The sequence below is a fragment of the Radicibacter daui genome (assembly GCA_030657355.1).
Classification (GTDB): domain Bacteria; phylum Pseudomonadota; class Alphaproteobacteria; order Radicibacterales; family Radicibacteraceae; genus Radicibacter; species Radicibacter daui.
Genome location: CP131056.1, coordinates 3,349,109 through 3,372,574 on the forward strand (window position 1 = coordinate 3,349,109; position 23,466 = coordinate 3,372,574).

The window sequence follows — 23,466 nt, forward strand, 5'->3', positions numbered from 1 at the left end:
GCGCCACGAAAATGGCCCGTCAGGGCTATTCCTTTGTCTCCCGGCGGACCTTGCCATCCGGCGGGGGGAATAGTTCTGCGGGCGAAAACCTCAACAATTCCGGTACGAAACGTCTCTTACCATGGGGTGAACTACCCTCCCGAGCCTGTCCAGGCGGCGGGCTGGTCGTCATCCTCCCCAAGGTTGTTCAGTGCTTGATCGAGATGTTCTATCTGGCGGTGCAGCTCGGCCACGCGTTCCTCCGCGAAGCTATCGGGCTTCAAAAGCCGCATGCGACCTGCTTCCTTCAGTTCATCCAGCAGATGGTCACGCTGCAGCGCCATGTGCTGCGCATTCCATCGGCTCAAGACCACACTATCCGGCACCCCACCCAGCGCATAACGGGCGTGGGAGGCTGCCATCTCCCTCAACTCGGCAACGATCCGGTCGTACCCGGAAAGACTGAGTTGGTTGCTGAGGGCCGCCGAGTCAAGATCCGGGGCCTCGGAGAGTGCACTTATGAGTTTCTGGCGGAAATTGTCAAGACGCCCATCCCCGCCATATTCAAGGTGCCCGAGCGGTTCGGCGACATGGTCGAAGATTCCGGGCCGCACCAGCACGATGGCCAGCAGCAGTTCTTTGGAAGACGGCATGCTCTGGCCAGGGCGCCTGCGCTGGATTTGCACCGGCGGCGGCCCGCCGCGGCGCCCGCCCCGCCCCTGAAAGCCTCCGCCCCCGCTCCAGCCGCCGGCGTTGCGCGGTTGCCAGCCTCCCTGCTGCCCTCCGGCAGCGGGGGCTTGCGCCGGGCGCTGGCGCTGCTCGTTGAAGAAGCGCTCCATCAGCCAGCTGCGATAGGCCTGCTGCACATCGCCGTTCTGGATGCCGGAGGCGCGGTCATTGAGGCGGGCCTTGAGGCCGGCCATTGATTCAGGCGTGGTGTCGGGTGTCGCCTCGCGCTCGATGGCATAGATGAGCGCGGCAAGATCACGCGCCTCCTCCAGCACGGTGCGCATGGCCGCCGGGCCGCTGCTCTTCAACAGCGAGTCCGGGTCTTCCCCTTCCGGCAGGAAGGCAACCCGCACCGAATGGTCCGGCTTCAGCATCGGCAGGATGCGGTCGGCAGCACGGGCAGCCGCACGGCGCCCGGCACCGTCGCCATCAAAACACAGGATCGGCAACCGCCGCCCGCCGGGCTGCAGCTTCCACAGCGCCTCAATCTGGCTTTCGGTGAGCGCGGTGCCGAGCGGCGCCACCGCCCCGTCCCAGCCGGCACGCACCAGCGCAATCACATCCATATAGCCTTCCACCACAATGAGCGGCTGGCCATCGGCGGCGGCCTTGCGGGCGCTTGCCATGTTGTAGAGCAGCTGGCCCTTGTGGAAGAGCGGGGTGTCGCCGGTATTGATGTATTTGGGTCCGTCGCCTTCCATCAGGCGGCCACCGAAGGCGACGATCCGGTCGCGCCGGTCGCCGACGGGAAACATCACCCGGTGGCGAAAGAAGCTGAACAGCCGCCCGTCATCGGCCCGGCGCACGAGCCCGGCCTCGATCATGTCGGCTTCTTCATACCCGTCGCGTTTCAGTGCGGCGATCAGGGCCTGCGCATCCTGCGGCGCGTAACCGAGGCGAAAGCGCGTGATCGCCTCGTCATCAAGGCCGCGGCGGCGGAAATAATCGAGCCCCTGCCGCCCGGCCGGCGCCCGCAGCTGCGCCTCGAAGAAGCGGGCAGCCGCATCGATCAGGTCATAGAGCGTCTTTTGCCGCTCGACCTTCTCGGCTTCCTCGCGCGTGGGCTTGGGCACATCAAGCCCGGCCTCGCCCGCCAGCAGCTCCACCGCTTCCATGAAAGCGAGATTGTCGTGCCGCATCACAAAGCTCAGCACGTCGCCATGCGCGCCGCAGCCGAAGCAGTGAAAAAAACCCTTCTGGTCATTGATGTAGAAGGAGGGTGTTTTTTCCCCGTGGAACGGGCAGCAGCCCTTGAACTCACGCCCGGCACGCGTGAGCTTCAGCCGCTTGGCGGCAACTTCCGAAACCGGAACGCGCGCGCGCAGCTCGTCAAGAAACTGGGGGGAAAGCGACATGGCGAAAACATTACCCCCTCATCGGGAGGCTTATCCATCAGGAAGCTGATTTTATGGCGATAACTGCGCCCGCAACAGGCCGGGAGCAGGAAAAGCCTGCCTGTCGCCAGAGAGGCAAACGGGCGCCCTTCCTGCCGGAAGGACGCCCGATCACATAGCAGGCAGAGAATCGGCGGCCGTAACCGGCGCCGGCTCAGCCCAGCTTCTGGCGAACGATGGCGCTGGCCTTGGTAAAGTCCATCTGGCCGGCAAAACGGGCTTTCAGTTCGGCCATGCAGCGGCCCATATCCTTGATACAGGTGGCTTCGCTGGCCTTGATCGCCTCGTCAATGGCCGCCGCAATCTCGGCATCATCCAGCTGGCGCGGCAGGAACCGCTCGATAACGGTAATTTCCTCGGCCTCACCGGCTGCCAGCTCCGGGCGGCCACCGGCCTCGTACTGGGTGATCGAGTCGCGGCGCTGCTTGATCATGGTCACCAGCAGCGACTGGATCTCGCCATCATCGAGCCCCTCCGGCTTGCCGTTGCCGCGTGCAGCGATATCGCGATCCTTGATGGCGGCCATGATGAGACGCACGGTGCGCAGCGTCACCTGGTCCTTGGCGCGCATCGCATCCTTCATCGCTTCGCTAAGGGTTTCACGCAACATGGGTTTTTTGGCTCCTGAGACTGATCCGGGCTCGGCGCAACCGGCGCCAGCCCCGAAAGGCGCGGACTCTATAGCAAGCCTCCAGAGACCGCCACCAAAAGCGGAAATCGCGCAAGTCATTGATTTTGCACGATTTTCATTTTCTCTAGGGGCTTGACTGCGACCCCGCGATTGCTTATGCAAACGGCGCATCATGCCTGTAAGCACTTAACAGACCGTTCACGGGGCCAGCCCGTGATAGGTTTGCCCGCGCCTGCCATCAGGCAAACGCCGTCACGCTGCCAGCGGCCGCCCCGTCTGGCGACAAGTTGAAGGACCTCGCGATCATGTCAGCCACCGCCGCGCCCGAAGGCGCCACCGCCGCTCTCGTCCTCGCCGATGGGACCGTGCTGTGGGGCCGAGGCATCGGCGCCGAGGGATCGGCCGTCGGCGAGGTCTGCTTCAACACCTCGCTCACCGGCTATCAGGAAATCCTGACCGACCCCAGCTATGCCGGGCAGATCATCACCTTCACCTTCCCGCATATCGGCAATGTAGGCACCAATCTTGACGATATGGAGACGGTGACGCCCGCCAGCCGCGGCCTCGTGCTGCGCGCGGATGTGACCGATCCTTCCAACTGGCGCGCCGAGAAGCATCTGGACGAGTGGCTGAAGCGCATCGGGCTTATCGGTATCTCCGGTGTCGATACCCGCCGCCTCACCCGCCTGGTGCGCGCCGCCGGCGCGCCCACCGGCGTCATCGCCCATGCGCCGGACGGCAAGTTCGACATTCCGGCCCTGGTGGCTAAGGCCAAGGCATGGCCCGGCCTTGACGGCATGGATCTCGCCAAGGAAGTCAGCTGCCGCCAGACCTACCACTGGAACGAGACGCGCTGGAGCCTCAAGGACGGTTACGGCAAGCTCGAGAACCCGCGTTTCAAGGTCGTGGCTGTCGATTACGGTGCCAAGCGCAACATCCTGCGCTGCCTCGCCTCTGTCGGCTGCGACGTGACGGTGGTGCCCGCCACGGCAAGCGCGGAGGAAATCCTGCGCCACGAGCCGGACGGCATCTTCCTGTCCAACGGCCCGGGCGACCCCGCCGCGACCGGCGAATATGCCGTGCCGACCATCAAGGCGCTGCTGGATACCGGCAAGCCGCTCTTCGGCATCTGCCTTGGCCACCAGCTGCTGGCGCTCGCCCTAGGCGGCAAGACCGGCAAGATGCATCAGGGCCATCGCGGCGGTAACCACCCGGTGCAGGACCTCACCACCGGCAAGGTGGAGATCACCAGCCAGAACCATGGCTTCATGGTGCTGGACGAGAGCCTGCCCGAAGGCGTCAAGCGCACCCACAGCTCGCTCTTCGACGGCACGCTGGAAGGCATCGCCGTTGACGGCAAGCCGGTGTTCTCGGTGCAGTACCACCCCGAAGCCTCCCCCGGCCCGCAGGACAGCCACTATCTGTTCGAGCGCTTCGCCGGGCTGATGGAGAAGGCGGCGAGCTAGGCTGCTCGCTGACATTCCGTTCTCGGCAATTTCAGGAACCCCGGAATCCTTGCATTCCGGGGTTCTTTTGTATGGCCGTTTATTTGCCCGGTGAACACAGATAGGCTTGCGGATAGACGGCTGAACAAGGGCGCAAATGCCGAAGCTACCGCTGGAACAGATGGAGCTGGCGCTCAGCGATCTGGCGCTGGCGTTGAAGGATATGACGCCGGCTGTTGTTCTCGTAGGCGACAGCGCCGTCGAGTTCTACACCGCCTAGGCAAGAGATCAAACGATGCGACCGGCTATAAAATTCTCAGAGTGGAAAGCGGAACGGATCGCCGTTATGGCGAATAATCCGGAAGCCCTTCGACGCCTGGAATCAGGCCCCGAGGCATTGCGTAACCGTCCGCGCCTTGAGAGCAAAAAGGCATTACTGACGGCTATGGCCGAACAGGCCCAAAGTCCGGACTGTACTCAGCCACTCACTTTTGTGCGTCGTTAATATACCTCGACCAGATAGCCTGACTCAGGGGATCCGCCCCCGCTCGGCCAGAAAGTCGAGCACGGCCCGCACGCGGGAGGGCAACGGGCCGCCCTGCCCGGCATAAACGGCGCTGAAGCTCTCGCGGTCGCCGGGGTTGAGCGCTTCCAGCACCGGCACCAGCCGGCCGGCAGCGATGTCGGCGGCAACGGTAAAGGCGGCGAGCCGGACGAGCCCGCTGCCGCCCAGCGCCAGCCGGCGCAGCGCCTCGCCGTCACTGGCCAACACCCGGCCGGCCGAGGAGAGGGTCACTACCTCCCCGGCTACTTTCAGGGGCCACCCGTCAATGGCCCGCACATAACCCGGCACGAGGCAGTTGTGACTAGCGAGATCCTCGACCGTCTGCGGCACCCCTGCATGGTCGAGATAGGCCGGGGAGCCGACGATCACCATGGCTGTGTCGCCCAGCTTGCGGGCGATGAGGGTGGAGCTTTTGAGCGGGCCGGCCCGCACCGCCACATCGGTACGCTCGGCCAGCAGATCGATCACCAGATCGGTCTGCACGATATCGAGGGTGATCTGCGGATACTGCGCCAGAAAGTCCGGCAGGACCGGCGCCAGAACATGGGAGGCATAGGAGGCGCTGGTATTGAGGCGCACCCGTCCGGCCGGCCGTTCCCCCGCTCCGGCTGAATTTTCGGCCTCCGCGATATCCGCCAGAATGCGCACGGCGCGCTCATAAAAGGCGCAGCCCTCCGGCGTCAGCTCCAGCCGCCGGGTGGAGCGGCTGAGAAGCCGCGTGCCAAGCCGCAGCTCCAGCCGGGCGATGAGCTTGCTGACGGCGGACGGGGTCATCCGGCACAGTCGGGCAGCGGCGGAAAACCCGCCCTGCTCCACTACCTGGACGAAGACTTCCATCTCGCCGGACCGGTTGATGTCAAAACGCGCCATCTGGTCCTTGAACTCATAAATCATGTGCCTGATGGCACTCTATATCACAGAAAGCCCCATACCTATCTCTCCTCCATCAGCCCGATGCCCCGGCATCCGGCCTCAGCAAGGATGAGACGTGATGGACTATCGCCCGCTTGGAAGATCCGGCCTCAAGGTGCCGGTTCTCAGTTTCGGGGCCGGCACCTTCGGCGGCTCCGGCCCGCTCTTCGGTGCCTGGGGCGCAACCGATGCCACCGAGGCGCGCCGCCTTGTCGACATCTGCCTCGAGGCCGGCGTTACCCTGTTCGATACCGCCGATGTCTATTCAAACGGCGCCTCGGAAGAGGTGCTGGGCGCCGCCATCAAGGGCCGCCGCGACGGCGTGCTGATCTCCACCAAGACCAGCCTGCCGACGGGCGATGGCCCCAACGATGCCGGCTCGTCCCGCCTGCGCCTTGTCCGCGCCGTCGAGGCTGCGCTCAAGCGGCTCGGCACCGATTATATCGATCTTTTGCAACTGCACGCCTTCGATGCCGGCACGCCGGTAGAAGAAGTACTCTCCACGCTCGATACGCTCATCCGTGCCGGCAAGCTGCGTTATGTCGGCGTCTCCAACTTTGCCGGCTGGCAGATCATGAAGTCGCTGGCTGTAGCGGAAAAACATGGGCTTCCGCGTTATGTCGCCAACCAGGTCTATTATTCGCTGATCGGCCGCGACTATGAGTGGGACCTGATGCCGCTCGGTGCCGATCAGGGGCTGGGCGCACTGGTGTGGAGCCCGCTTGGCTGGGGCAGGCTGACCGGCAAAATCCGGCGTGGCAGCCCGCTGCCAGAAGGAAGCCGCCTGCATGAGACCGCCAGCTTCGGCCCGCCCGTCGATGACGAGTTGCTGTTCCGTGTCGTGGATGTGCTGGAGGAGATTGCCGGGGAGACCGGCAAGACGATTCCGCAGATCGCGCTCAACTGGCTTACGCAGCGGCCAACCGTCTCTTCCGTCATCATCGGTGCGCGCAATGAAGCGCAGCTGCGCCAGAATCTGGGTGCCGTGGGCTGGGCGCTGACGGCGGACCAGATTGGCCGGCTGAATGCCGCAAGCGCCGTTGCCGCGCCCTATCCGCACTTTCCCTACCAGCGGCAGGAGGCTTTTGCTCGCCTCAATCCGCCGATGGTGTAACGCCCCTTCGTCCCGTCGCAGCCCCGGCCTTGCTGCCGGGGCCGTTGCCACGTTTCAGGGTTTCTCCACCGAGATGGCGTAACGGTGCTGCAGTCCCCGCGTAAGGCCCTTGAAGAAGCTGAAATTACGCCGCTGCGCCCTATGGATGCGGCGCAGGTTGCTGTCGACAAGGCGGGTGCGGAAGCCCGCTTCCTGCAGCATCGCCACCACCGCCTCCTGCCGCGCGCCGGCCGAGAAATAGACCCGTGAGAGAATGCTCTGGTGCGTCTCGGCCATGGCGGTGGGGGGATGCGGCACCGGCTCGGGCTTGACGAGCCCGAACCTTTCCGCCGCCGCAGCCAGCTTCTTCACCAGCCTTTCCCCAAAGCCGATAGTGACGAAGTCGCCATCGACGATCAGCAGCCGGCCGCCCGGTTTCAGCACCCGCAGCCATTCGGCAAAACAGGCTTTCGGATCGACCAGCGTCCAGACCAGATGGCGGGTGATGATGACGTCATAGGAAGCCTCCGGCTCGCGCGTCACTTCCGCATCGCCGAGGAAAAAGCGGATGGAGCGGCTGCGCTCCTTCGCCTTGGCCCGGGCGCGCTCCAGCATCGCTTCCGACCAGTCGAGCCCGGTCACCTGATAGCCCAGATCGTCCATCAGATGGGAGATCACGCCGGTGCCGCTGGCCAGATCAAGCGCCCGCCGCCCGGCGCCGGGGCCCAGATGGCGCAGGATCAGCGCCTGCCAGGCCCGCCTTTCATCGTCTGAAAAAATCTCGTGGCCCGGTGACTGGTCGAACGTTTCGGCACGCTGGGACCAGTAGGCCTTTATCTCGTCGCGCAGATCGTAATTGCTGCCGTAACCGGCCAGATCGTCCGTCATCACCGTTCTCTTTTTCGGCGGCACCCGCCCGGTTTTTATCATTACTCGGCGGCCCACTGCGATCCATTTGCAAAATGAATCTTGACTTGCCGGGGCCAAAAACTTATCGCCAGAGCAAGCTGCAACTGCGAGTAATTTTCATGCGCAATATAGGCAAGGCCGCCCTTCTGGCAATCGGCATTTTCGGGGCCGCGTTCCCCGCGCTGGCCGAAAAGATTTCGGTGACCGATGTCACCGGCCGCACCGTGGAGGTGAACGCCCCCGCCGAGCGCATGATCCTGGGTGAAGGCCGGCAGATTTACTTCCTTGCCGTGCTGGACAAGGACGCCCCCTTCCACCGCGTGGTCGGCTGGCGGGATGATCTGCCCAAGGCAGACCCGGAGAGCTACGCCGCCTATCTGGAAAAATACCCGCAGATCGCAAAGCTGCCGACCTTCGGCGGCATGAAGGATGGCACCTTCGACATCGAGCAGGCAGTGGCGCTGAAGCCCGACGTCATCCTGATGAATGTGGATGCCAAGACAGCGACGGAAGAGGCCGGTTACATCGAGAAGCTCGGCAAGGTCGGCATTCCGCTCGTCTATGTCGATTTCCGTGAAAAGCCGATGGAGAACACCGAGCCCAGCATGCGCCTTATCGGCAAGCTGGTGGGCAAGGAGGCGCTGGCCGAGGAATTCATCAAGTTCCGCGCCGATGCCATTGCCCGCGTGACCGACACGCTCGCCAAAGCCAATCCGCCGAGGCCCGTCGTCTTCATGGAACGTGCGGGTGGCTATTCGGATGATTGCTGCATGTCCTTCGGCAACGAGAATTTCGGCCGCATGGTCGAGATTGCCGGCGGCACCAATATGGCCAGGGGGATCATCCCCGGCACCTTCGGCACGGTTAACCCCGAGCAGATCATCGCCTCCAACCCCGACCAGGTCATCATCACCGGCGGCAAGTGGGAAGCCTATGTGCCGCATGGCAAATGGGTGGGCGTCGGTTATGGCGCCGATCTCCCCGAGGCGCGCCGCAAGCTGGAAGGGCTGACGCATCGCCCGGCCTTCACCGGCATCAAGGCGGTCAAGGACGGCAATGTCCACGCCATCTGGCACCAGTTCTACAACAACCCCTACCAGTTCGTGGCCATCCAGCAGATCGCCAAATGGCTGCATCCGGACCTCTTTGCCGATCTGGATCCGGAAGCAACGCTCAAGGAACTGCATGAACGTTTCCTGCCGCTGCCCTACAAGCCGGGTTATTTCGTCTCGCTGAAGGGCGAGTAAACGATGGCGAGCGTGGTCCTGGAGCCGGCACTGGCGGGGCGGATACGATACCGCGCACTTGCCCTGCGCCGTATCCTCGTGCTGGCCGGCCTCACGGTCGCGCTCGTCCTCAGTGTATGTGTCGACCTTGCCCTCGGGCCGGCGCGCTACACGCTGGCGCAGGTGATCTCCGCCCTCACCGATCCGGCGGCGGTAAGTGACCAGCTGCGGGTGGTCATCTGGGATATCCGTCTGCCCATCGCGCTGATCGCGGTAACGGTCGGCGCCTCGCTCTCCACGGCAGGCGCCCAGATGCAGACCATCCTCGCCAACCCGCTGGCAAGCCCCTTTACCCTCGGCATCTCGGCGGCGGCCAGTTTCGGCGCCGCGCTGGCGCTGGTGGCGGGCGTCGCGCTGTTTCCCGGGGCTGTCCAGTATGCGGTGCCGGTCAACGCCTTCCTGATGGCGGTTGCGGCCTCGCTCTTCATCTATTTTGCCTCCACCCTGCGCGGGGTCAGCGTGCAGACCATCGTGCTGCTGGGCATCGCGCTGGTCTTCACCTTCAATGCCGCGCTCTCGCTGCTGGAATATCTGGCCTCGGAGCAGGCGCTGGCCGCCGTCGTGTTCTGGACCATGGGCAGCCTCACCAAGGCAACCTGGGACAAGGTGGCGATCACGGCGCTCATCCTCGTCCTTACCCTGCCGCTGTTCATGAAGGATGCCTGGGCGCTTACCGCCCTGCGCCTGGGCGACGAGAAGGCCGAGAGCATGGGCGTCAATGTGCGTGCCTTGCGCCTCAAGACGCTGCTCCTCATCAGCCTGCTGGCCGCCATACCGGTGTCCTTTGTCGGCACCATCGGTTTCGTCGGCCTTGTCGGCCCGCACATCGCCCGCATGTGCGTGGGCGAGGACCAGCGCTTTTTCCTGCCCTGCTCGGTTATCTGCGGGGCGCTTCTGCTCTCCGTCACCTCCGTCGTCAGCAAGGTGCTGATCCCCGGCGCCATCCTGCCCATCGGCGTGATCACCGCGCTCGTGGGCGTACCCTTCTTCTTCGCCCTCATCTTCAGCAACCGGAGGCGTGCATGGTAGCCCTCGCACTCGATGGCATCGGCGCTGCTTATGGCCGCCATATCGTGCTGGCCGATGTCGGGATCGATGTTCTCAAGGCCGGCAGCCTTACCGCCGTCATCGGCCCCAACGCCGCCGGCAAATCCACCCTCTTCAAGCGCATCGCCGGCCTGATCAAGGGCCCCGGCCTCGTCGAGCTGTCGGACAGCGCGCGCGGCGAGCGCGCCATCTGCTACATGCCGCAGGATACCGGCGCCAATGCCGTGCTTACCGTCTATGAATCCGTGCTGCTCGCCGCCAAGCAGGGCAGCAGCTGGAAGGTGCATGACGGCGAACTGGTCGAGATCGACGAGACCCTGAAGGCCCTGCGCATCGAGGATCTGGCCTTTCGCGGCCTTGGCGAACTCTCCGGCGGGCAGCGCCAGCTTGTCTCCCTCGCGCAGGCGCTGGTACGCCGGCCCGAGGTGCTGCTGATGGACGAGCCGACCAGCGCGCTCGACCTGCATCGCCAGATCGAGGTGCTGGGCTTCGTTGCCAGCCTTGCCGAACGTACCGGCATGATCGTGCTGATCGCCCTGCACGACCTCAACCACGCGCTGCGCTACTGCGCCAATGCCATCGTCATCGCCAATGGCCAGATGGCCGTCAGCGGCGCCAGCGCGGAGGTCATCAACGAGGCCATGCTGCGCGACATCTACAAGGTGAATGCCCGCATCGAGCGCTGCTCGAAAGGCCGGCCGCTGGTCATCGTCGACAGCCCGTGCCTTGAAGCCCCTGCGGCGCAGCCGGCCCAGCCTGCGCAGAAGGTCCCCGCCCCGGTCTAGCCCGGCGCTACGACCTGACTTCGGGCACCAACCCCAATGCCAGCAGGCTGCGCCCGGTTTCGGCAATGGCCTCTTCAGCCGGGCGCGGTACCCAGCCGAGCAGGCGCTGCGCCTTGGCGGAGGAGGAGTTGCGCACCTTGCCGAGGTCCGGGAGCACCCGGCGGGCCTTCGGGTCCCACCAGGCCATGATTTTCAGCAGCCAGTCCGGCACCTGACGCTCCGGTGCGCGGCTGGCGGCGGGGCCAAGCGCCCGGTGCAGGGCATCCGCCACCTGCTGCAGGGAAAGACAGTTGCCGGAAACGGCCAGAAAGCGCTCGCCCTTCGCCTCCGGCCGGGTCATCGTCGCCAGATGCAGCGCTGCCGCATCGCGCACATCGATAACGCCGAAATAGAGCCGCGGGGTGCGCGGCATGCCGCCCGCCAGCATGGTGCGGATGATGAGCGTGGAAGCGGAAAGATCGCTGCCCAGCACTGGCCCGAAGATGCCGACCGGATTGACCACCGAAAACTCGGTGCCCGCTCCTTCCCGCGCCATGAAATCCCATGCTGCACGCTCGGCAATCGCCTTGGATTTCACATAGGCGCTGAGGCCGGGGGCTGACGGGTCCGTCCAGTCGGCTTCGGTAAAGGCATCGCGGCGCGGCGCCTGCCCGTACCCCACAGCCGCGAAGGACGAGGTCATCACCACCCGCCGCACACCGGCGGCCACTGCAAACCGCAGCACCCGGAGCGTGCCCTCCCGCGCCGGGAGGATCAGCTCATCCTCATGGGCCGGCACCCCGGCGGGAAAGGGGGAGGCGACATGCAGCACATAATCGCAGCCGGCCATGGCGCCGGCCCAGCCGTCATCCTGCATCAGGTCGGCCGCGAAGAAACCGAGCGGGGCGTCGGCGGCGACGCCGGCTGCGACCAGAGTGGCGCGTACCTCGCCCTCGCGGGCAAGGCTGCGCAGGCTGGCGCGCACGCTGTGCCCCTCGGCAAGCAATTGCAGGATGATGTGGCCGGCGAGAAACCCCGACCCGCCGGTAACCAGCACGGTTGCCATTTCAAGAGACTTTCAGTTGGCAGATAGCGCGTACGCACAGCGCCATGGAGCGGCGGAAAAGCTCGCGCTCGCGTGGCCTTTCTTTCCAGGTAAGCCCTACGGTAAACAACACCTCCGCCAGTTCGGCCGGCGTGCAGACATTGCCGCTGGCCGCAATTTCCGGCGCCTGAGCAAGGGCCGCTTCCAGCAGGGCGGTGAAGCGCTGCCGGTAGAATTCCGTCGATTGCGGAGAGATGCGGTCCCCGGCATCGATCACATCGATAAAGGCATTGGAGAAGGTCACCAGATGCCGGCCGAACCAGGCATCGAGAGCCGCCACAAGCCGCGCCTCCAGCCCCTCGCCCGGCAATGCCAGCACCTGCCGCGTCAGCTCCAGCCCGTCCTCAAGATAGAGCCTCAACGCTTCGGAGAAGATCTGGTCCTTGCCGGAGAAATGCAGATAGAGCCCTTGCTTGGAAAGGCCCGCCGCGGCAGCAAGATCATCAACCGAAGCCTTGCGAAACCCGTAATGCCCGAAGACCGGGATCACGGCCCGCAGGATAGCGTCGCGCCGGGTATCCGGCAGGGGATGGGAGATGCTCATGATACGAACTTGACCATATTGATCATTTTAGTCAAGTTCGTGTGGCCAGCCTTTCCCGACTGAAGTGCACCGGATCACAGGCGGGGCTGGAAACGCTGACGATAGTCCCCCGGAGTGAGCCCAACCAGCCGCTGGAAGAGTTTGCGGAAGGCCCCGGCATCCTCGTAGCCGCAGGCAAAGGCCACCTGCTCCACCGGACGGGCGGTTGCTTCCAGGAGGCCCCGCGCCCGCTCGATGCGCAGGCGTTGCAGATAATCCGTGGGGGTAAGGCCCGTTGCCCGGCTGAAACGGCGCAGGAAGGTGCGCTCGCCAAGCCCGGCTTCAGCCGCCATGCCGGCGATATCCAGCTTCTCGCCCCGGCGCGCTTCCAGCCAGCGCTGTACCTTCAGCACCGGCTCGTCGCCATGCTCATAGGCCGGGCGGAAGCTGGAATAGAAACTCTGCTCGCGGCCGGAAGGATCGATCAGGAAAAACCGCGCCACCTCCAGCATCAATGCCCGGCCCATGAAGCGCTCGACGAGCCGCAGGCCAAGATCGGTCCAGGCCATCACCCCGCCGGCGGTAATGAGCCCCGCTTCCTCCACCAGCAGCTTGCCGGCATTGACGCTCACCTTAGGGAAGCGCCGCGCCAGCTCATCCGCCAGCGCCCAGTGAGTGGTGGCCGCGCGGCCGTCAAGCAGCCCGGCTTCGGCCAGAAGAAAGGCCCCTGCGCAGACCGAACACATCAGCGCGCCGCTGCGGTGATAACCGGTCAGCCAATCCGTTATCGCCCGCCGCCCGGCACTATAGGCCTGCGAGCGGTCAAGGCTGGGCGGCAGGATGATCACATCGGGCGCAGACGGGGAGCCGGCGGGAAAAGCGGCGTCCGGAATTGGCGCCTCCGCCCCCTCACCCTCCGGCAGCCGCCACAGGGTAACGGTGAAGCACCGAAGGGGCGTTTCGCCGGCCTCCGTTTCCCGGACGAGCGCAAGGCGGCTTGCAACGGCAAACAGATCGGCAAGCCCGTGCACGGCTGCCGCCTGCGCTCCCGGATAGGCCAGAATGCCGATTGTTACCGGCCGCTCCGGATCCGCTTTGTTTGCCGCTTTTGCCATTTGTCAATTTTGGCCTTCATTGTGTCAGTTCCGCCAATCGGCAGACTGCACCCGGCGGGCTATACCGTCCAGCATCAACGAGCCCCCCACGATGGAGCCCTGCCATGAGCGACCGCGCCCTCATCCTCATCGATATCCAGAACGACTATTTCACCGGCGGCCGCTGGGAACTGGAGGGCCAGGAAGCAGCAGCCACCCGCGCCGGCGAGCTTCTGGCTGCCGCCCGTGCGGCCGGTGACCTTGTCATCCATGTGCATCATGAATTCGAAAGCACCGACGCACCCTTCTTCGTGCCCGGCACAGACGGTGCCCGCATACATGACAGCGTCGCTCCGCGGGCGGGCGAGATCACCGTGCTGAAGCACAAGGCCAATTCCTTTCGCGGCACCAACCTCAAGGAACTGCTGGAGAAGCACGGCATCCACCGCGTCACCCTTGCCGGCTCAATGAGCCATATGTGCATCGATGCCGGTGCCCGCGCTGCCGCCGATTACGGCTATGAGGTCACGGTGGTGGAAGATGCCTGCGCCACCCGCACGCAGGAATTCCTTGGCGTGACCGTTCCCGGCCCGCAGGTCCATGCCGTCTTCATGGCCGCGTTGCAGTTCGCCTATGCCCGCGTGGTGAACACCAGCGACTATCTGGCCGGGCTTCAGGCTGCCGCCTGAAGAGCTTGACGCAAAAAGGGCCGCCCGTTTCCAGACGGCCCTTTTTACTTTCTGGCCCCGGACCTGCCGCGCTTAAAGCGGCAGACCCTTGAGCTGGCTGACCGCCTGCATCACGCCGCGCAGCTCGGCAAGGCCCTTGAGGCGGCCGATGATGGGGTAACCCGGATGGGTGGGCTTGCCCACATCGTCCAGCAGTTCGTGGCCATGGTCCGGGCGCATCGGGATACGCCAGTTGTCATTGCCGGCATCGCGGCGGCGCTTCTGCTCTTCCAGCAGGGCAACCACCACGCCCACCATGTCATTGTCGCCGCCCAGATGGTCCGCTTCCATGAAGGAGCCGTCCGGGTCCTTGGTCACGTTGCGCAGATGGGCAAACTTGACGTGCGGCGCAAACTGGCGGGCCATCTCGGCCACCTTGTTATGCGCTCCCGCGCCCAGCGAGCCGGTGCAGAAGGTGATGCCATTGGCCGGCGACGGCACGGCCTTGACGATAAAGTCGAGGTCCTCCGCCGAGGAGACGATGCGCGGCAGGCCGAACAGCGAGCGGGGCGGATCGTCGGGATGCACGCACATGGCAACCCCCACCTCTTCCGCCGTCGGGATCACCTCGCGCAGGAAACGCGCAAAATTCTCGCGCAGCTCCTCGCGGGAAATCTCGCCATAGAGCGCCAGCATCTTGCGCAGGCCCGGCACGTCGTAGCGGTCATAGGCGCCCGGCAGGCCGGCCATGATGTTGGCGAGCAGTATGTTGCGGCTCTCTTCGGTCGAGGCCTTGTACCAGGCCCGAGCCTTCGCCATCACCTCGTCGCTGACGCCCTCTTCGGCGCCCGGCCGCTCCAGCATGAAGCAGTCGAAGGCGACATATTCGTGATAGTTGAAGCGCAGCGCCGTGCCGCCGCCCGGCAGGGCATAGGCCAGCTGCGTGCGCGTCCAGTCCAGCACCGGCATGAAGTTGTAGCAAACCGTGCGCACGCCGCATTTCGCGAGGTTGCGCAGCGAGGCCCGGTAGGTGTCGAACAGCGGGGCAAGATCCCCTTTTCCGATCTTGATGCTCTCATGGATCGGCAGGCTTTCCACCACACTCCACCTGAGCCCGAGCGAAGCGTCGGCCGAGATCAGCGCCTTGCGCTTCTCGATCTCTTCCACACTCCATTCCACGCCATAGGGAATGTGGTGAAGGGCGGTCACGATGCCGGTTGCGCCGGTCTGTCTGATCTGCGGCAGGCGGACATTGTCTTCCGGGCCGAACCAGCGCCAGGTCTGTTCCATGACGCTCTACTCCTTTTCTTTGTCCTGATTTCGCTTGGTTATTCTTGTTTGACTGTCAGCTCAGGCCGCCGCCCCGATCGCCGCCTTGACCCCGGCCTGCCGCAGCAGCGCCAGATGGCCGGCAATCGCCGAGGCAAACACCGCATCCCCGGCAAGGTCGCCGCCAAAGATGGCTTCCACGTCGAGGAAGGCACGCACCGTGTCGATAGGCCCGCCGCCGGCGGTGGCAAGTGCCATCAGCTCGGCCGCCATCGGGTCACGGATTTCATAGCCGCCGCCATTGTCGTCGCGCCCTGCGAGGTAATGCATCCAGGCGGCGATGACGAGGGCGATACGCCCGATGGGCGCGCCCTGCCGGCGGCGCTCGCGCACCGTGGCCAGCAGCCGCTGCGGCAGCTTCTGCGACCCGTCCATGGCAATCTGGATGGTCTTGTGGGCAATCGCCGGGTTGGCGAAGCGCTCCATGAGTTCAGCCGTGTAGGCGCCAAGGTCCATGCCCGGGGGCGGCGGCACGGCCGGTACGATCTCCTCGCGCCACAGCGCCTCGATAAAGGCCCTGAGCGCCGGATCGGCCACCGCCTCGCGCACGGTGCCAAGGCCGGCCAGCACGCCGAGATAGGCGATGGCCGAATGCGCGCCGTTGAGCAGGCGCAGCTTCATATGCTCGAACGGCGCCACATCGCTGACGAGCTGCGCCCCGGCGCTCTCCCAGGCCGGACGGCCGGCCGCGGCAAAGCGGTCCTCGATCACCCATTGGCGGAAGGGCTCATGCGCCACCGGCGCGGCGTCATAAAAGCCGGTCAGGCGTTCGGCAAGGGCGATATCGGCGTCGGTCGCCGCCGGCACGATGCGGTCGACCATGGTGGAGGGAAACGCCCCTTCCGCCGCAATCCAGGCCGCAAGCCTGTCGTCGCGCAGCGCGGCCATGTCGTGCACCAGCCGCGCTACCAGCGCGCCATTGCCCGGCAGGTTATCGCAGGTCAGCACCGTAAAGGGCGCCTGCCCGGCCTTGAAGCGGGCTTCCAGTGCCGCAACGATGAAACCCGGCGCCGTCTTCGGCATGCCCGGATGCTCCAGATCGTGCTTCACATCCGGATGGTCCGCCTTCAGGAGGCCGGTTGCCGGGTCGTGGCAATAACCCTTCTCCGTCACCGTCAGGCTAACGATGCGGGTGGAGGGGGCCGCCATCTGCGCCACGAGGCCGGCCGGGTCTTCCGGCGCCACCAGCACGCCCAGCAGGCAGCCGACCACCCGCGCCTCCGGCCCTTCCGGCCGGCGCTCGATCAGGGTGTAGTAACCATCCTGCGGGGCAAGGCGGTCGCGCTGGTCGGGCCGCTGCAGGCTTGCGCCCAGAATGCCCCAGTCAAGGCTGCCGGTGGCATCGGCCGCCAGCACATCCTCGGTGTAAGCGGCGCCATGGGCACGGAAGAAGGCACCCAGGCCCAGATGCACAATGGCCGGCCGCAGGCGCGAGCGGTCATAACGGGGGCGCGCCACGCCGGCGGGGAGCCGGTCGAGGCTGCCGGCGCTGCCGAGACGCGGCACGCCGTGGGGGTTGCTGCTGTCAGTCATGGACATCGTTGACGATCAGTTCCGGATGGTTGGCGGCAAGATTGTCGGTCACGGTCAGCACCTCGGAAAGGTGCCGGCGCATGGCGACTTCCGCTGCCGCGGGGTCACGTTGTTCAATGGCGGCAAGGATGGCCCGGTGCTGGGCCACCAGCACCGAAATGGGCGTGATGGCCGGCAGGGTCAGAAAACGGATGCGGTCGAACTGCACCTTTTCCCGCTCCACCACAAGCCACACGTCCCCAAGGCCGATGGCTTCGGCAAAATTACGGTGGAAGGCATCGTCCGCCTCGGTAAAGCGGCCGGGATCACCGGCGGCGGCTTCCTGCGCGGCGATATGGGCACGAGCGTTTTCCAGATACTGGCCGGCAAGGCCACGCTCGGCCGCCTCGCGGACGATGGCGATTTCCAGCGCCTGCCGTACGAAACGGGCCTGCCGCACGGCCTGCAACGAAATGCGGCGCACGAAGCTGCCACGCTGGGGCAACACCTCGATCAGGCCATCTTCCACCAGCCGGATCAGCGCCTCCCGTACGGGCGTACGGGAGATGCCGAACCGCTCGGCCAGCTCGTTCTCGGAAAGGCGGGCACCGGGGCGCAGCTGCAGGCGCACGATATCACGCCGCAGGGCGGCATAGATTTCTCGCACGGTCGGCGGCGTTCCCGCCCCCTCGCCCACAATGGTTGCTCCGCCCTTCATCCAGCCTCCCTCACTTGTAGAACAGGCCCGGCAGCCACAGCGATATCTGCGGCAGATACGAGACCAGCAACAGGATGATGATGTTACAGGCAAGGAAAGGCCAGATCGCCCGGCTGACCTGCGCCAGCGACACCTTGCCGATATTGCCCGCCACGAACAGGCACACGCCCACCGGCGGGGTGGTGAGGCCGATCATCAGGTTGAGCACGGCAAAGGTGGCGAAATGAATGGGGTTGATGCCCACCTGCGTTGCCACCGCGAGCAGCGGCGGAAACAGGATGATGAGGGCGGCAATCGTCTCCATGAAGGTACCGACGATGAGCAGCAGCACGTTGATCATCAGGATGATCACATACTTGTTGCTGCTGACCGACAGCATGGCATTGGCAATCGCCTGCGGGATCTGCTCGCTGGTGAGAATCCAGCCGAACACATTGGCCATGCCGACCAGCAGGATGAGCGCGCCGGAGCCGATGGCGCTCTCGATGATGATGCCCGGCACCTGGCGCAGCGTGATGCCCTTGTAGATGAAGAGCCCGACGATGAGGGCGTAGAGCGCCGAGACGATGGACGCCTCCGTCGGGGTGAAGAAACCGCCGACGATGCCGAAGAGGATGAGCGCCGTCATCAGGATGGCCCAGACGGCCCCGCGGCTGGAACGCAGGATCTCTCCGAAGCCGGCCCACTTGCCCTTGGGATAACCCCTCTTGGTGGCGATGATGTAGACGGTGAGCATCATGCCGAGCCCGAGCAGCAGGCCCGGGATCGCACCGGCCAGGAACATCTTGCCGACGGAAAGGCCGGTCAGCGTGCCGGCGATGATCATCGGCACCGAGGGCGGAATGATGGGGCCGACGGTGGAGGCCGCCGCCGTGACCGCCGCCGCGAACGGGGCGTCATAACCGGATTTGCGCATGGCCGGGATCATCACCGCGCCGATGGAGGCCGTCTCGGCCACTGCCGTGCCGGAGATGCCGGCGAAGATCATCGAGCCGGTAACGTTGGCAAGGCCAAGCCCGCCGCGGATATGGCCCACCAGCGCATTGCCGAAGCGTACGATCTGGTCGGTGATGCCGCCGCCATTCATGAGATTGCCGGCAAGCACGAAACCCGGGATGCAGAGCAGCACGAAACTGTCCATGCCCGCATACATAAACTGCGGCACCACGGCGAGATCGATGTCCGCGCCGATGAGATAGGCGGCCGAGGCGAGCCCCAGGGCGATGAGAACCGGCGCGCCGATCAGCAGCGCGAGCGCAAAGGTTCCGAAAAGCAGCGCAATGAGCATCAGACGAGTTCTCCGTGCGCGGCGGCATCGGCATCATGGGAGCGCCGGGCAAAGCCCATGAGGCGCGCGAGAGCAAAGAAGGCGAGTGACACCGGGATGATGAGCGCGACGGCATAAACCCAGATCATCGGCATCTCGACGGTGCGCGCCCGCTCGCCAAGGCTGCCGGTCACATAGGCCCAGGCGCCGGGAATGATCGCGAGCGAGAAGGCGACGATCAGCAGATCGACCAGCTTTGCAACCACCCGCGCCACCGGAGCCGGCAGCTTGGAGGTCACCAGGTCGACATTCACCAGCTCGCCGCGCAGCAGGGCCACACCACAGGAAAAGGCCACCACATAGACAAGGGCGAAACGGGCGATTTCTTCCGTCCAGGCCGGCGGCTGGATGCCGGGGATACGCCCGCTCACCTGGACGAGGACCGACCCGATAAGCACGAGCGATGACAGAAGAATGCCGAGGCGGCACAGCCTTTCGGCGACGCTTACCAGGGCGGCAAGGAAGGCACGCATTGCAAGGACCCCAGGGGTTCTGGCCACCGGACAGGGGCCGCTCCCGGCCAATTTACCCCGATTGGGGAAACACCGGCCGAAAGCGGCAACCTGTCCTGGGAGGATTACTTCGTGTCGAGGATCTGGTTATAGAGCGGCAGGATTTCCGGCTTAAGCGACTTCAGCACGGCTGCCTTGGCCGCGGCCGCAAAAGCTGCCTGATCGCTGTCGACAAATTCCATGCCGGCAGACTTCAGGTCGACTTCCAGCTGCTTTTCATCGGCCAGGAACAGCGGGCGCTCGTAATCATGCGCCACCTTGGCTGCTTCGCGCACGGCTTCCTGCTGCTCGGGCGACAGCTTCTTCATCGTCCGTTCGCCGGTCACCAGATAGATCCAGCTGCGCACATGCTCGGTACGGTTCACGTACTTCTGCACTTCGTTGAAGCTGGCCGACTTGATGAGCGCAAGCGGGTTTTCCTGGCCGTCGATGGTATTGCTCTGCAGCGCGGTGAACACTTCGGAGAAGGCCATCGGCACCGGGCTGGCGCCAAGGGCCTGCCACACATCGACGAACAGCGGCACGTTCGGCACGCGCATGCGGAAGCCATTGAGGTCCGCCGGCGTCTTGATCGGCCGGTTGGAGGTCAGGTTACGCGGGCCGCGCGCGAAGTAGGTCAGCGGAACAAGCTGGGTCTTGTCCTGGATTTCCTTGGCAATGGCCTCGCCCACCGGGCCGCCCACCACATGGTCGAGATGGTCAAGGTCGCGGATGGCATAGGGCACAGCCAGCAGGGCGGCAGACGGCGCCCAGTTCTGCAGCGTCTCACCGGTGATGGTGAAGTCGACGATACCGAGCTGGATGCCTTTGATGAGATCGGTTTCCTTGCCAAGCTGCTCGTTCGGGAAAACCTGGACCTCAACCTCGCCATTGGTGCGCTTGGAGACTTCCTCGGCAAACTTGAGCGCGGCCTTGTGCCAGACATTCTGTTCGTTGGCGAGGTGGCCAAGCTTCAGCACGGTCTTGGCTTCGGCGCTGGCAAAGCCCTGTGCGCCGAGGGCAACGGCAAGGCCAAAACCGGCGGCAAGCAGGCGCCGGGAAAAGCTGCGGGAAAAGGACATGATTGTTTGTTTCCTCTGTCTGGCTTGTTATCGAACGGACCCACGACCGGGGCCCTGACCTTCAGGAACAGTGAGGGGCCCCCGCCCCTCAGCTGGTAAAATCGAGCTGCACCTTCACCGTCCGCTCCGGATGGTTTTCAATCAGCTCGAAAGCTTCGGCCGCATCACTGGCGGCAAAACTCTGGGTAATCATCGCCTCCGGCTTCAGCTGGCCGGATGCCAGCCAGCCGATCACCTGCGGCAGCAGGCGGCGATTAAGGCGGGAGCCGACCAGCGTCAGCTCCTTCTTCACGATCTCCTGCTGGCTGATGTTGCAGGGCGCGGGCGAGAAGCCAAGCAGGCCGATACGGGCGGCCGGGCTCGCCACACGGCAGGCTTCCTCCAGCAGGGTCGGCACGCCGGCTCCGTCAATCACGAGGCTGGGGCCGAGCCCGTCATGTTCCTTGGCCACCACCTCGGGCACCGACTGCTTGCCCGACTGGATGACTTCATCCGCGCCAAAGGCGAGCGCCCGCTCCAGCCGCGCCGGATCGAGATCGGCGACGATGCAGCGCGCCCCGTGCAGCTTGGCAACCTGCAAGGCGGTGAGACCCACGGTGCCGGCACCATAGATAAGCGCCACATCCTCCGGCCCGACGCCGGTACGCAGCAGCACATTGGCCGCGATGGAGAAGGGTTCGGCCAGCGCGCCCAGCGCCATCGGCATATCCGCCGGCAGCTTCACCGCGTTGGCGGCGGGCACGTTGACGAGGTCGCGAAAACCACCATCCCGGTGCACGCCAAAAACTTCCAGCCGGGCGCAAACGTTCGAGCGCCCTACGCGGCAGGCGTAACACTTGCCGCAGGAGACGACGGGATCGACGACCACGGCATCGCCGGTAACAAACCCCTCCACGCCCTCGCCCACCGACACGACGCGGCCGGCAAATTCATGCCCGATGATCCGCGGATAAACGGCAAACGGGTTGGAGCCGTGAAGGATATGCATGTCCGAACCGCAGATGCCGGCGCGCTCGACGCGGATCTGCACTTCTCCTGCGCCCGGCAGGCCGGCAGCAGCGCCGCCGGCAACTGAAAGCTCGTGCGGCCGCAGGACGGTAATGGCGACCATATTCGACGTTCCTTGGTGGGATAGTGACCCTGACGGGATTTTGTTTTTAACATACTTGTATACTAGTACGGCGACGCTGCCAGAAGGCAAAGACGGCGTCAATGGCCATTACGTTATTGAACATACAACCGGGCCGGATTCGGCCCGCTATCCCGTTGCCCTGAAAGCAAAAAGCGGAAGCAGCATTTGTTGCTGCTCCCGCTTTTCAAAGGGCTGAACCCGGTGGAGTGCCGGGATTGGCCAGACCGTGAGTCGCGCCTCAGGCGCTGGCGAGAAAACTGCCAAGCCCGCCGGCAACCGAGCCGGAGGAGGAGCTGTCGTCACTGCCGGAGAGGATATCCAGTGCCGAGAACGGCTTCATCGCGGCAGCGATGCTGGAGCCGCCATACTGGGCATTGTTGATGAGATTCTCGATCGCACCGGCTTCGGCCGGGCGCTCGGCATCCTCGTCATCCCCCTGGCGGCCGGTCACGATGACCTTGCCATCGCTCGACATGCTGAAGGTAAAGGGCGGGTTGGTGTCGTATTCCATCTGCCCCAGCACGCTGTTCAGCACATCGGTGAGTGCGCCGAACTGATCGGCCACATCATCCAGCGAGGAGACCGTGTCCGGATCGGGCAACTGCTTGTTGAGCTCGGCGGCGGTGCTCGCAAGGCTGACCGCCTTGGAAGTCACGGCATCGAACTGGTCATAGACATACTGGTGGCGGGCAATGCGGCTCACATTGTCGAGCGTCAGCCCGTCTGCCCCGGCCTGCCGGGCAGCGGCAGAGAGATAGACCGCATCGCCTGATTTGCTCTTGGCAAGACTGGCTTCCGGGTCCAGCAGGTTGGCCGCCGTGCTGTCGGTGGTGGCGCTGGTATTGCCGGCCGAACTGTTGCTGCTGCTCTGCGCATCCATGAACAGCCGGGCCGCGATATTGCGTGCGCTGCTGAGTGCATCCATGACGACGCCCTTTCCCTCGGGAACATGTTCCGCGGATGCCCGGCACGAATTGCCGACCTGACCGCTCTTTACCCGTGAAAGAAGCAAGGACTGCGCCAGCAAAAGCGGCCCGGCGCATCCTCAACGCCAAGCTGCGGAAAACGCTGAAAAAGCCGTAACAGGCTCTCTTCCGCCACACCCCGGAAAAGCAAAAGGCCGCCCGGATCAGGGGCGGCCTTCGGCAGTTTTCTCCGGGTCGCAGGGGCCCGGCAGGCGGCCTTCAGACGAAGGAGACGCCCAGCACTTCATACATCTTGGAGCCCTTGGGGGTCGCCACCTCGACGGTGTCGCCCTGGCTCTTGCCGATGAGCGCGCGCGCCAGCGGCGAGGTCACCGACAGGCGGCCGGAGGCGATGTCCGCCTCGTCCACGCCCACGATCTGGAACTTGTGCTCCTCGTCGGTATCCTCGTCCACCACGGTCACGGTGACACCGAACTTGATGGTCGGCGGGCCGCTCAGCTTGGTCGGATCGATCACTTCGGCGCGGGAGAGCTTGTCCTCAAGCTCCATGATCCGGCCTTCGATAAAGCTCTGGCGTTCACGCGCGGCGGTATATTCGGCGTTTTCCGAAAGGTCGCCATGCTCGCGTGCCTCGGCAATCGCCTTGATGACGGCCGGGCGCTCTTCCATTTTCAACAGCTTCAGCTCCGCTTCGAGGCGGGCGAAACCGGTAACGGTCATCGGCACTTTTTCCATCGTGTCGATTGTCCTTCTTCAAGTTTGGCCCGGTCAGCGTCCTTCCCTTCATCGGGGCAGCGCTGCCGTG

The 23,466-nt window shown here is 64.8% G+C and carries 23 protein-coding genes; 7 read left to right on the top strand and 16 right to left on the bottom strand.

Annotated elements, in window-relative coordinates; all coding sequences use genetic code 11:
• Positions 1–131 precede the first annotated feature (131 nt).
• Positions 132–2,063, bottom strand: coding sequence for a DNA primase (gene dnaG / locus QTL98_RS15710; RefSeq protein ID WP_445679411.1), 1,932 nt, complete (start codon positions 2,061–2,063; stop codon positions 132–134).
• A gap of 193 nt (positions 2,064–2,256) precedes the next feature.
• A complete protein-coding gene (locus tag QTL98_RS15715; protein WP_445679412.1) occupies positions 2,257–2,712 on the bottom strand; it encodes a GatB/YqeY domain-containing protein in 456 nt (151 codons plus the stop codon).
• A 326-nt stretch (positions 2,713–3,038) separates the two neighbouring features.
• Here QTL98_RS15715 and carA point away from each other — a divergent pair, with 326 nt between their 5' ends.
• Complete coding sequence (carA, locus tag QTL98_RS15720) at positions 3,039–4,199, top strand: glutamine-hydrolyzing carbamoyl-phosphate synthase small subunit (protein ID WP_445679413.1); 1,161 nt, start codon at positions 3,039–3,041, stop codon at positions 4,197–4,199.
• 136 nt (positions 4,200–4,335) lie between these two features.
• Complete coding sequence (locus QTL98_RS15725; protein ID WP_445679414.1) at positions 4,336–4,458, top strand: hypothetical protein; 123 nt, start codon at positions 4,336–4,338, stop codon at positions 4,456–4,458.
• Between the two features lie 249 nt (positions 4,459–4,707).
• Here the strand turns inward: QTL98_RS15725 and QTL98_RS15730 are convergent, their stop codons facing one another.
• Positions 4,708–5,613, bottom strand: coding sequence for a LysR substrate-binding domain-containing protein (locus tag QTL98_RS15730; protein WP_445682167.1), 906 nt, complete (start codon positions 5,611–5,613; stop codon positions 4,708–4,710).
• A gap of 121 nt (positions 5,614–5,734) precedes the next feature.
• Between QTL98_RS15730 and QTL98_RS15735 the strand changes: the two genes are divergently transcribed.
• Complete coding sequence (locus QTL98_RS15735) at positions 5,735–6,769, top strand: aldo/keto reductase (RefSeq protein ID WP_445679415.1); 1,035 nt, start codon at positions 5,735–5,737, stop codon at positions 6,767–6,769.
• A 54-nt stretch (positions 6,770–6,823) separates the two neighbouring features.
• Here QTL98_RS15735 and QTL98_RS15740 read toward each other — a convergent pair whose 3' ends face one another.
• Entirely contained in the window at positions 6,824–7,636 is an 813-nt protein-coding gene (locus tag QTL98_RS15740; RefSeq protein ID WP_445679416.1) for a class I SAM-dependent methyltransferase, read from the bottom strand.
• 140 nt (positions 7,637–7,776) lie between these two features.
• On the opposite strand from QTL98_RS15740, the gene QTL98_RS15745 reads away from it, so the two are divergent.
• Genes QTL98_RS15745 through QTL98_RS15755 form a run of 3 tightly spaced genes read left to right on the top strand, consistent with a single transcriptional unit; the run spans position 7,777 to position 10,775 of the window.
• Positions 7,777–8,904, top strand: a complete 1,128-nt coding sequence (locus QTL98_RS15745) for an ABC transporter substrate-binding protein (protein ID WP_445679417.1) — start codon at positions 7,777–7,779, stop codon at positions 8,902–8,904.
• A 3-nt stretch (positions 8,905–8,907) separates the two neighbouring features.
• The gene (locus QTL98_RS15750; protein WP_445679418.1) at positions 8,908–9,972 is read left to right on the top strand and encodes a FecCD family ABC transporter permease; all 1,065 of its coding nucleotides are present in this window, start codon (positions 8,908–8,910) and stop codon (positions 9,970–9,972) included.
• Complete coding sequence (locus QTL98_RS15755; RefSeq protein ID WP_445679419.1) at positions 9,966–10,775, top strand: ABC transporter ATP-binding protein; 810 nt, start codon at positions 9,966–9,968, stop codon at positions 10,773–10,775. The genes QTL98_RS15750 and QTL98_RS15755 overlap by 7 nt, the downstream gene beginning before the upstream one ends.
• A gap of 7 nt (positions 10,776–10,782) precedes the next feature.
• Here QTL98_RS15755 and QTL98_RS15760 read toward each other — a convergent pair whose 3' ends face one another.
• From QTL98_RS15760 to QTL98_RS15770, 3 genes are all read right to left on the bottom strand, one after another.
• Complete coding sequence (locus QTL98_RS15760) at positions 10,783–11,820, bottom strand: SDR family oxidoreductase (protein WP_445679420.1); 1,038 nt, start codon at positions 11,818–11,820, stop codon at positions 10,783–10,785.
• A gap of 1 nt (position 11,821) precedes the next feature.
• Positions 11,822–12,403: a TetR/AcrR family transcriptional regulator gene (locus QTL98_RS15765; protein WP_445679421.1), complete on the bottom strand. Its 582-nt coding sequence runs from the start codon at positions 12,401–12,403 to the stop codon at positions 11,822–11,824.
• Positions 12,404–12,477: 74 nt separating this feature from the next.
• On the bottom strand, positions 12,478–13,497 hold the full coding sequence (locus tag QTL98_RS15770) for a GlxA family transcriptional regulator (protein WP_445679422.1): 1,020 nt from the start codon (positions 13,495–13,497) through the stop codon (positions 12,478–12,480).
• A 104-nt stretch (positions 13,498–13,601) separates the two neighbouring features.
• Between QTL98_RS15770 and QTL98_RS15775 the strand changes: the two genes are divergently transcribed.
• On the top strand, positions 13,602–14,165 hold the full coding sequence (locus QTL98_RS15775; RefSeq protein WP_445679423.1) for a cysteine hydrolase family protein: 564 nt from the start codon (positions 13,602–13,604) through the stop codon (positions 14,163–14,165).
• A 72-nt stretch (positions 14,166–14,237) separates the two neighbouring features.
• Here the strand turns inward: QTL98_RS15775 and uxuA are convergent, their stop codons facing one another.
• The 9 genes from uxuA to greA all read right to left on the bottom strand — a co-directional run bounded on the left by uxuA (position 14,238) and on the right by greA (position 23,396).
• On the bottom strand, positions 14,238–15,434 hold the full coding sequence (uxuA, locus tag QTL98_RS15780) for a mannonate dehydratase (RefSeq protein WP_445679424.1): 1,197 nt from the start codon (positions 15,432–15,434) through the stop codon (positions 14,238–14,240).
• Positions 15,435–15,494: 60 nt separating this feature from the next.
• Positions 15,495–17,012, bottom strand: coding sequence for a mannitol dehydrogenase family protein (locus QTL98_RS15785; protein ID WP_445679425.1), 1,518 nt, complete (start codon positions 17,010–17,012; stop codon positions 15,495–15,497).
• Positions 16,999–17,703 carry a GntR family transcriptional regulator gene (locus QTL98_RS15790; RefSeq protein ID WP_445679426.1) on the bottom strand — a complete coding sequence of 235 codons (705 nt, stop codon included), beginning with the start codon at positions 17,701–17,703 and terminating at the stop codon, positions 16,999–17,001. Before QTL98_RS15790 ends, QTL98_RS15785 begins: the two co-directional genes overlap by 14 nt.
• A 10-nt stretch (positions 17,704–17,713) precedes the next feature.
• Positions 17,714–18,991: a TRAP transporter large permease gene (locus QTL98_RS15795; RefSeq protein ID WP_445679427.1), complete on the bottom strand. Its 1,278-nt coding sequence runs from the start codon at positions 18,989–18,991 to the stop codon at positions 17,714–17,716.
• Complete coding sequence (locus QTL98_RS15800) at positions 18,991–19,503, bottom strand: TRAP transporter small permease (protein ID WP_445679428.1); 513 nt, start codon at positions 19,501–19,503, stop codon at positions 18,991–18,993. Before QTL98_RS15800 ends, QTL98_RS15795 begins: the two co-directional genes overlap by 1 nt.
• Positions 19,504–19,607: 104 nt before the next feature.
• Positions 19,608–20,603 (bottom strand): TRAP transporter substrate-binding protein, encoded by a 996-nt coding sequence (locus QTL98_RS15805; protein ID WP_445679429.1) that lies wholly within the window; start codon positions 20,601–20,603, stop codon positions 19,608–19,610.
• Positions 20,604–20,691: 88 nt separating this feature from the next.
• A complete protein-coding gene (locus tag QTL98_RS15810; protein ID WP_445679430.1) occupies positions 20,692–21,714 on the bottom strand; it encodes a Zn-dependent oxidoreductase in 1,023 nt (340 codons plus the stop codon).
• A gap of 259 nt (positions 21,715–21,973) precedes the next feature.
• The gene (locus tag QTL98_RS15815) at positions 21,974–22,660 is read right to left on the bottom strand and encodes a hypothetical protein (protein ID WP_445679431.1); all 687 of its coding nucleotides are present in this window, start codon (positions 22,658–22,660) and stop codon (positions 21,974–21,976) included.
• Between the two features lie 259 nt (positions 22,661–22,919).
• Complete coding sequence (gene greA, locus QTL98_RS15820; protein ID WP_445679432.1) at positions 22,920–23,396, bottom strand: transcription elongation factor GreA; 477 nt, start codon at positions 23,394–23,396, stop codon at positions 22,920–22,922.
• Between the last annotated feature and the right edge of the window lie 70 nt (positions 23,397–23,466).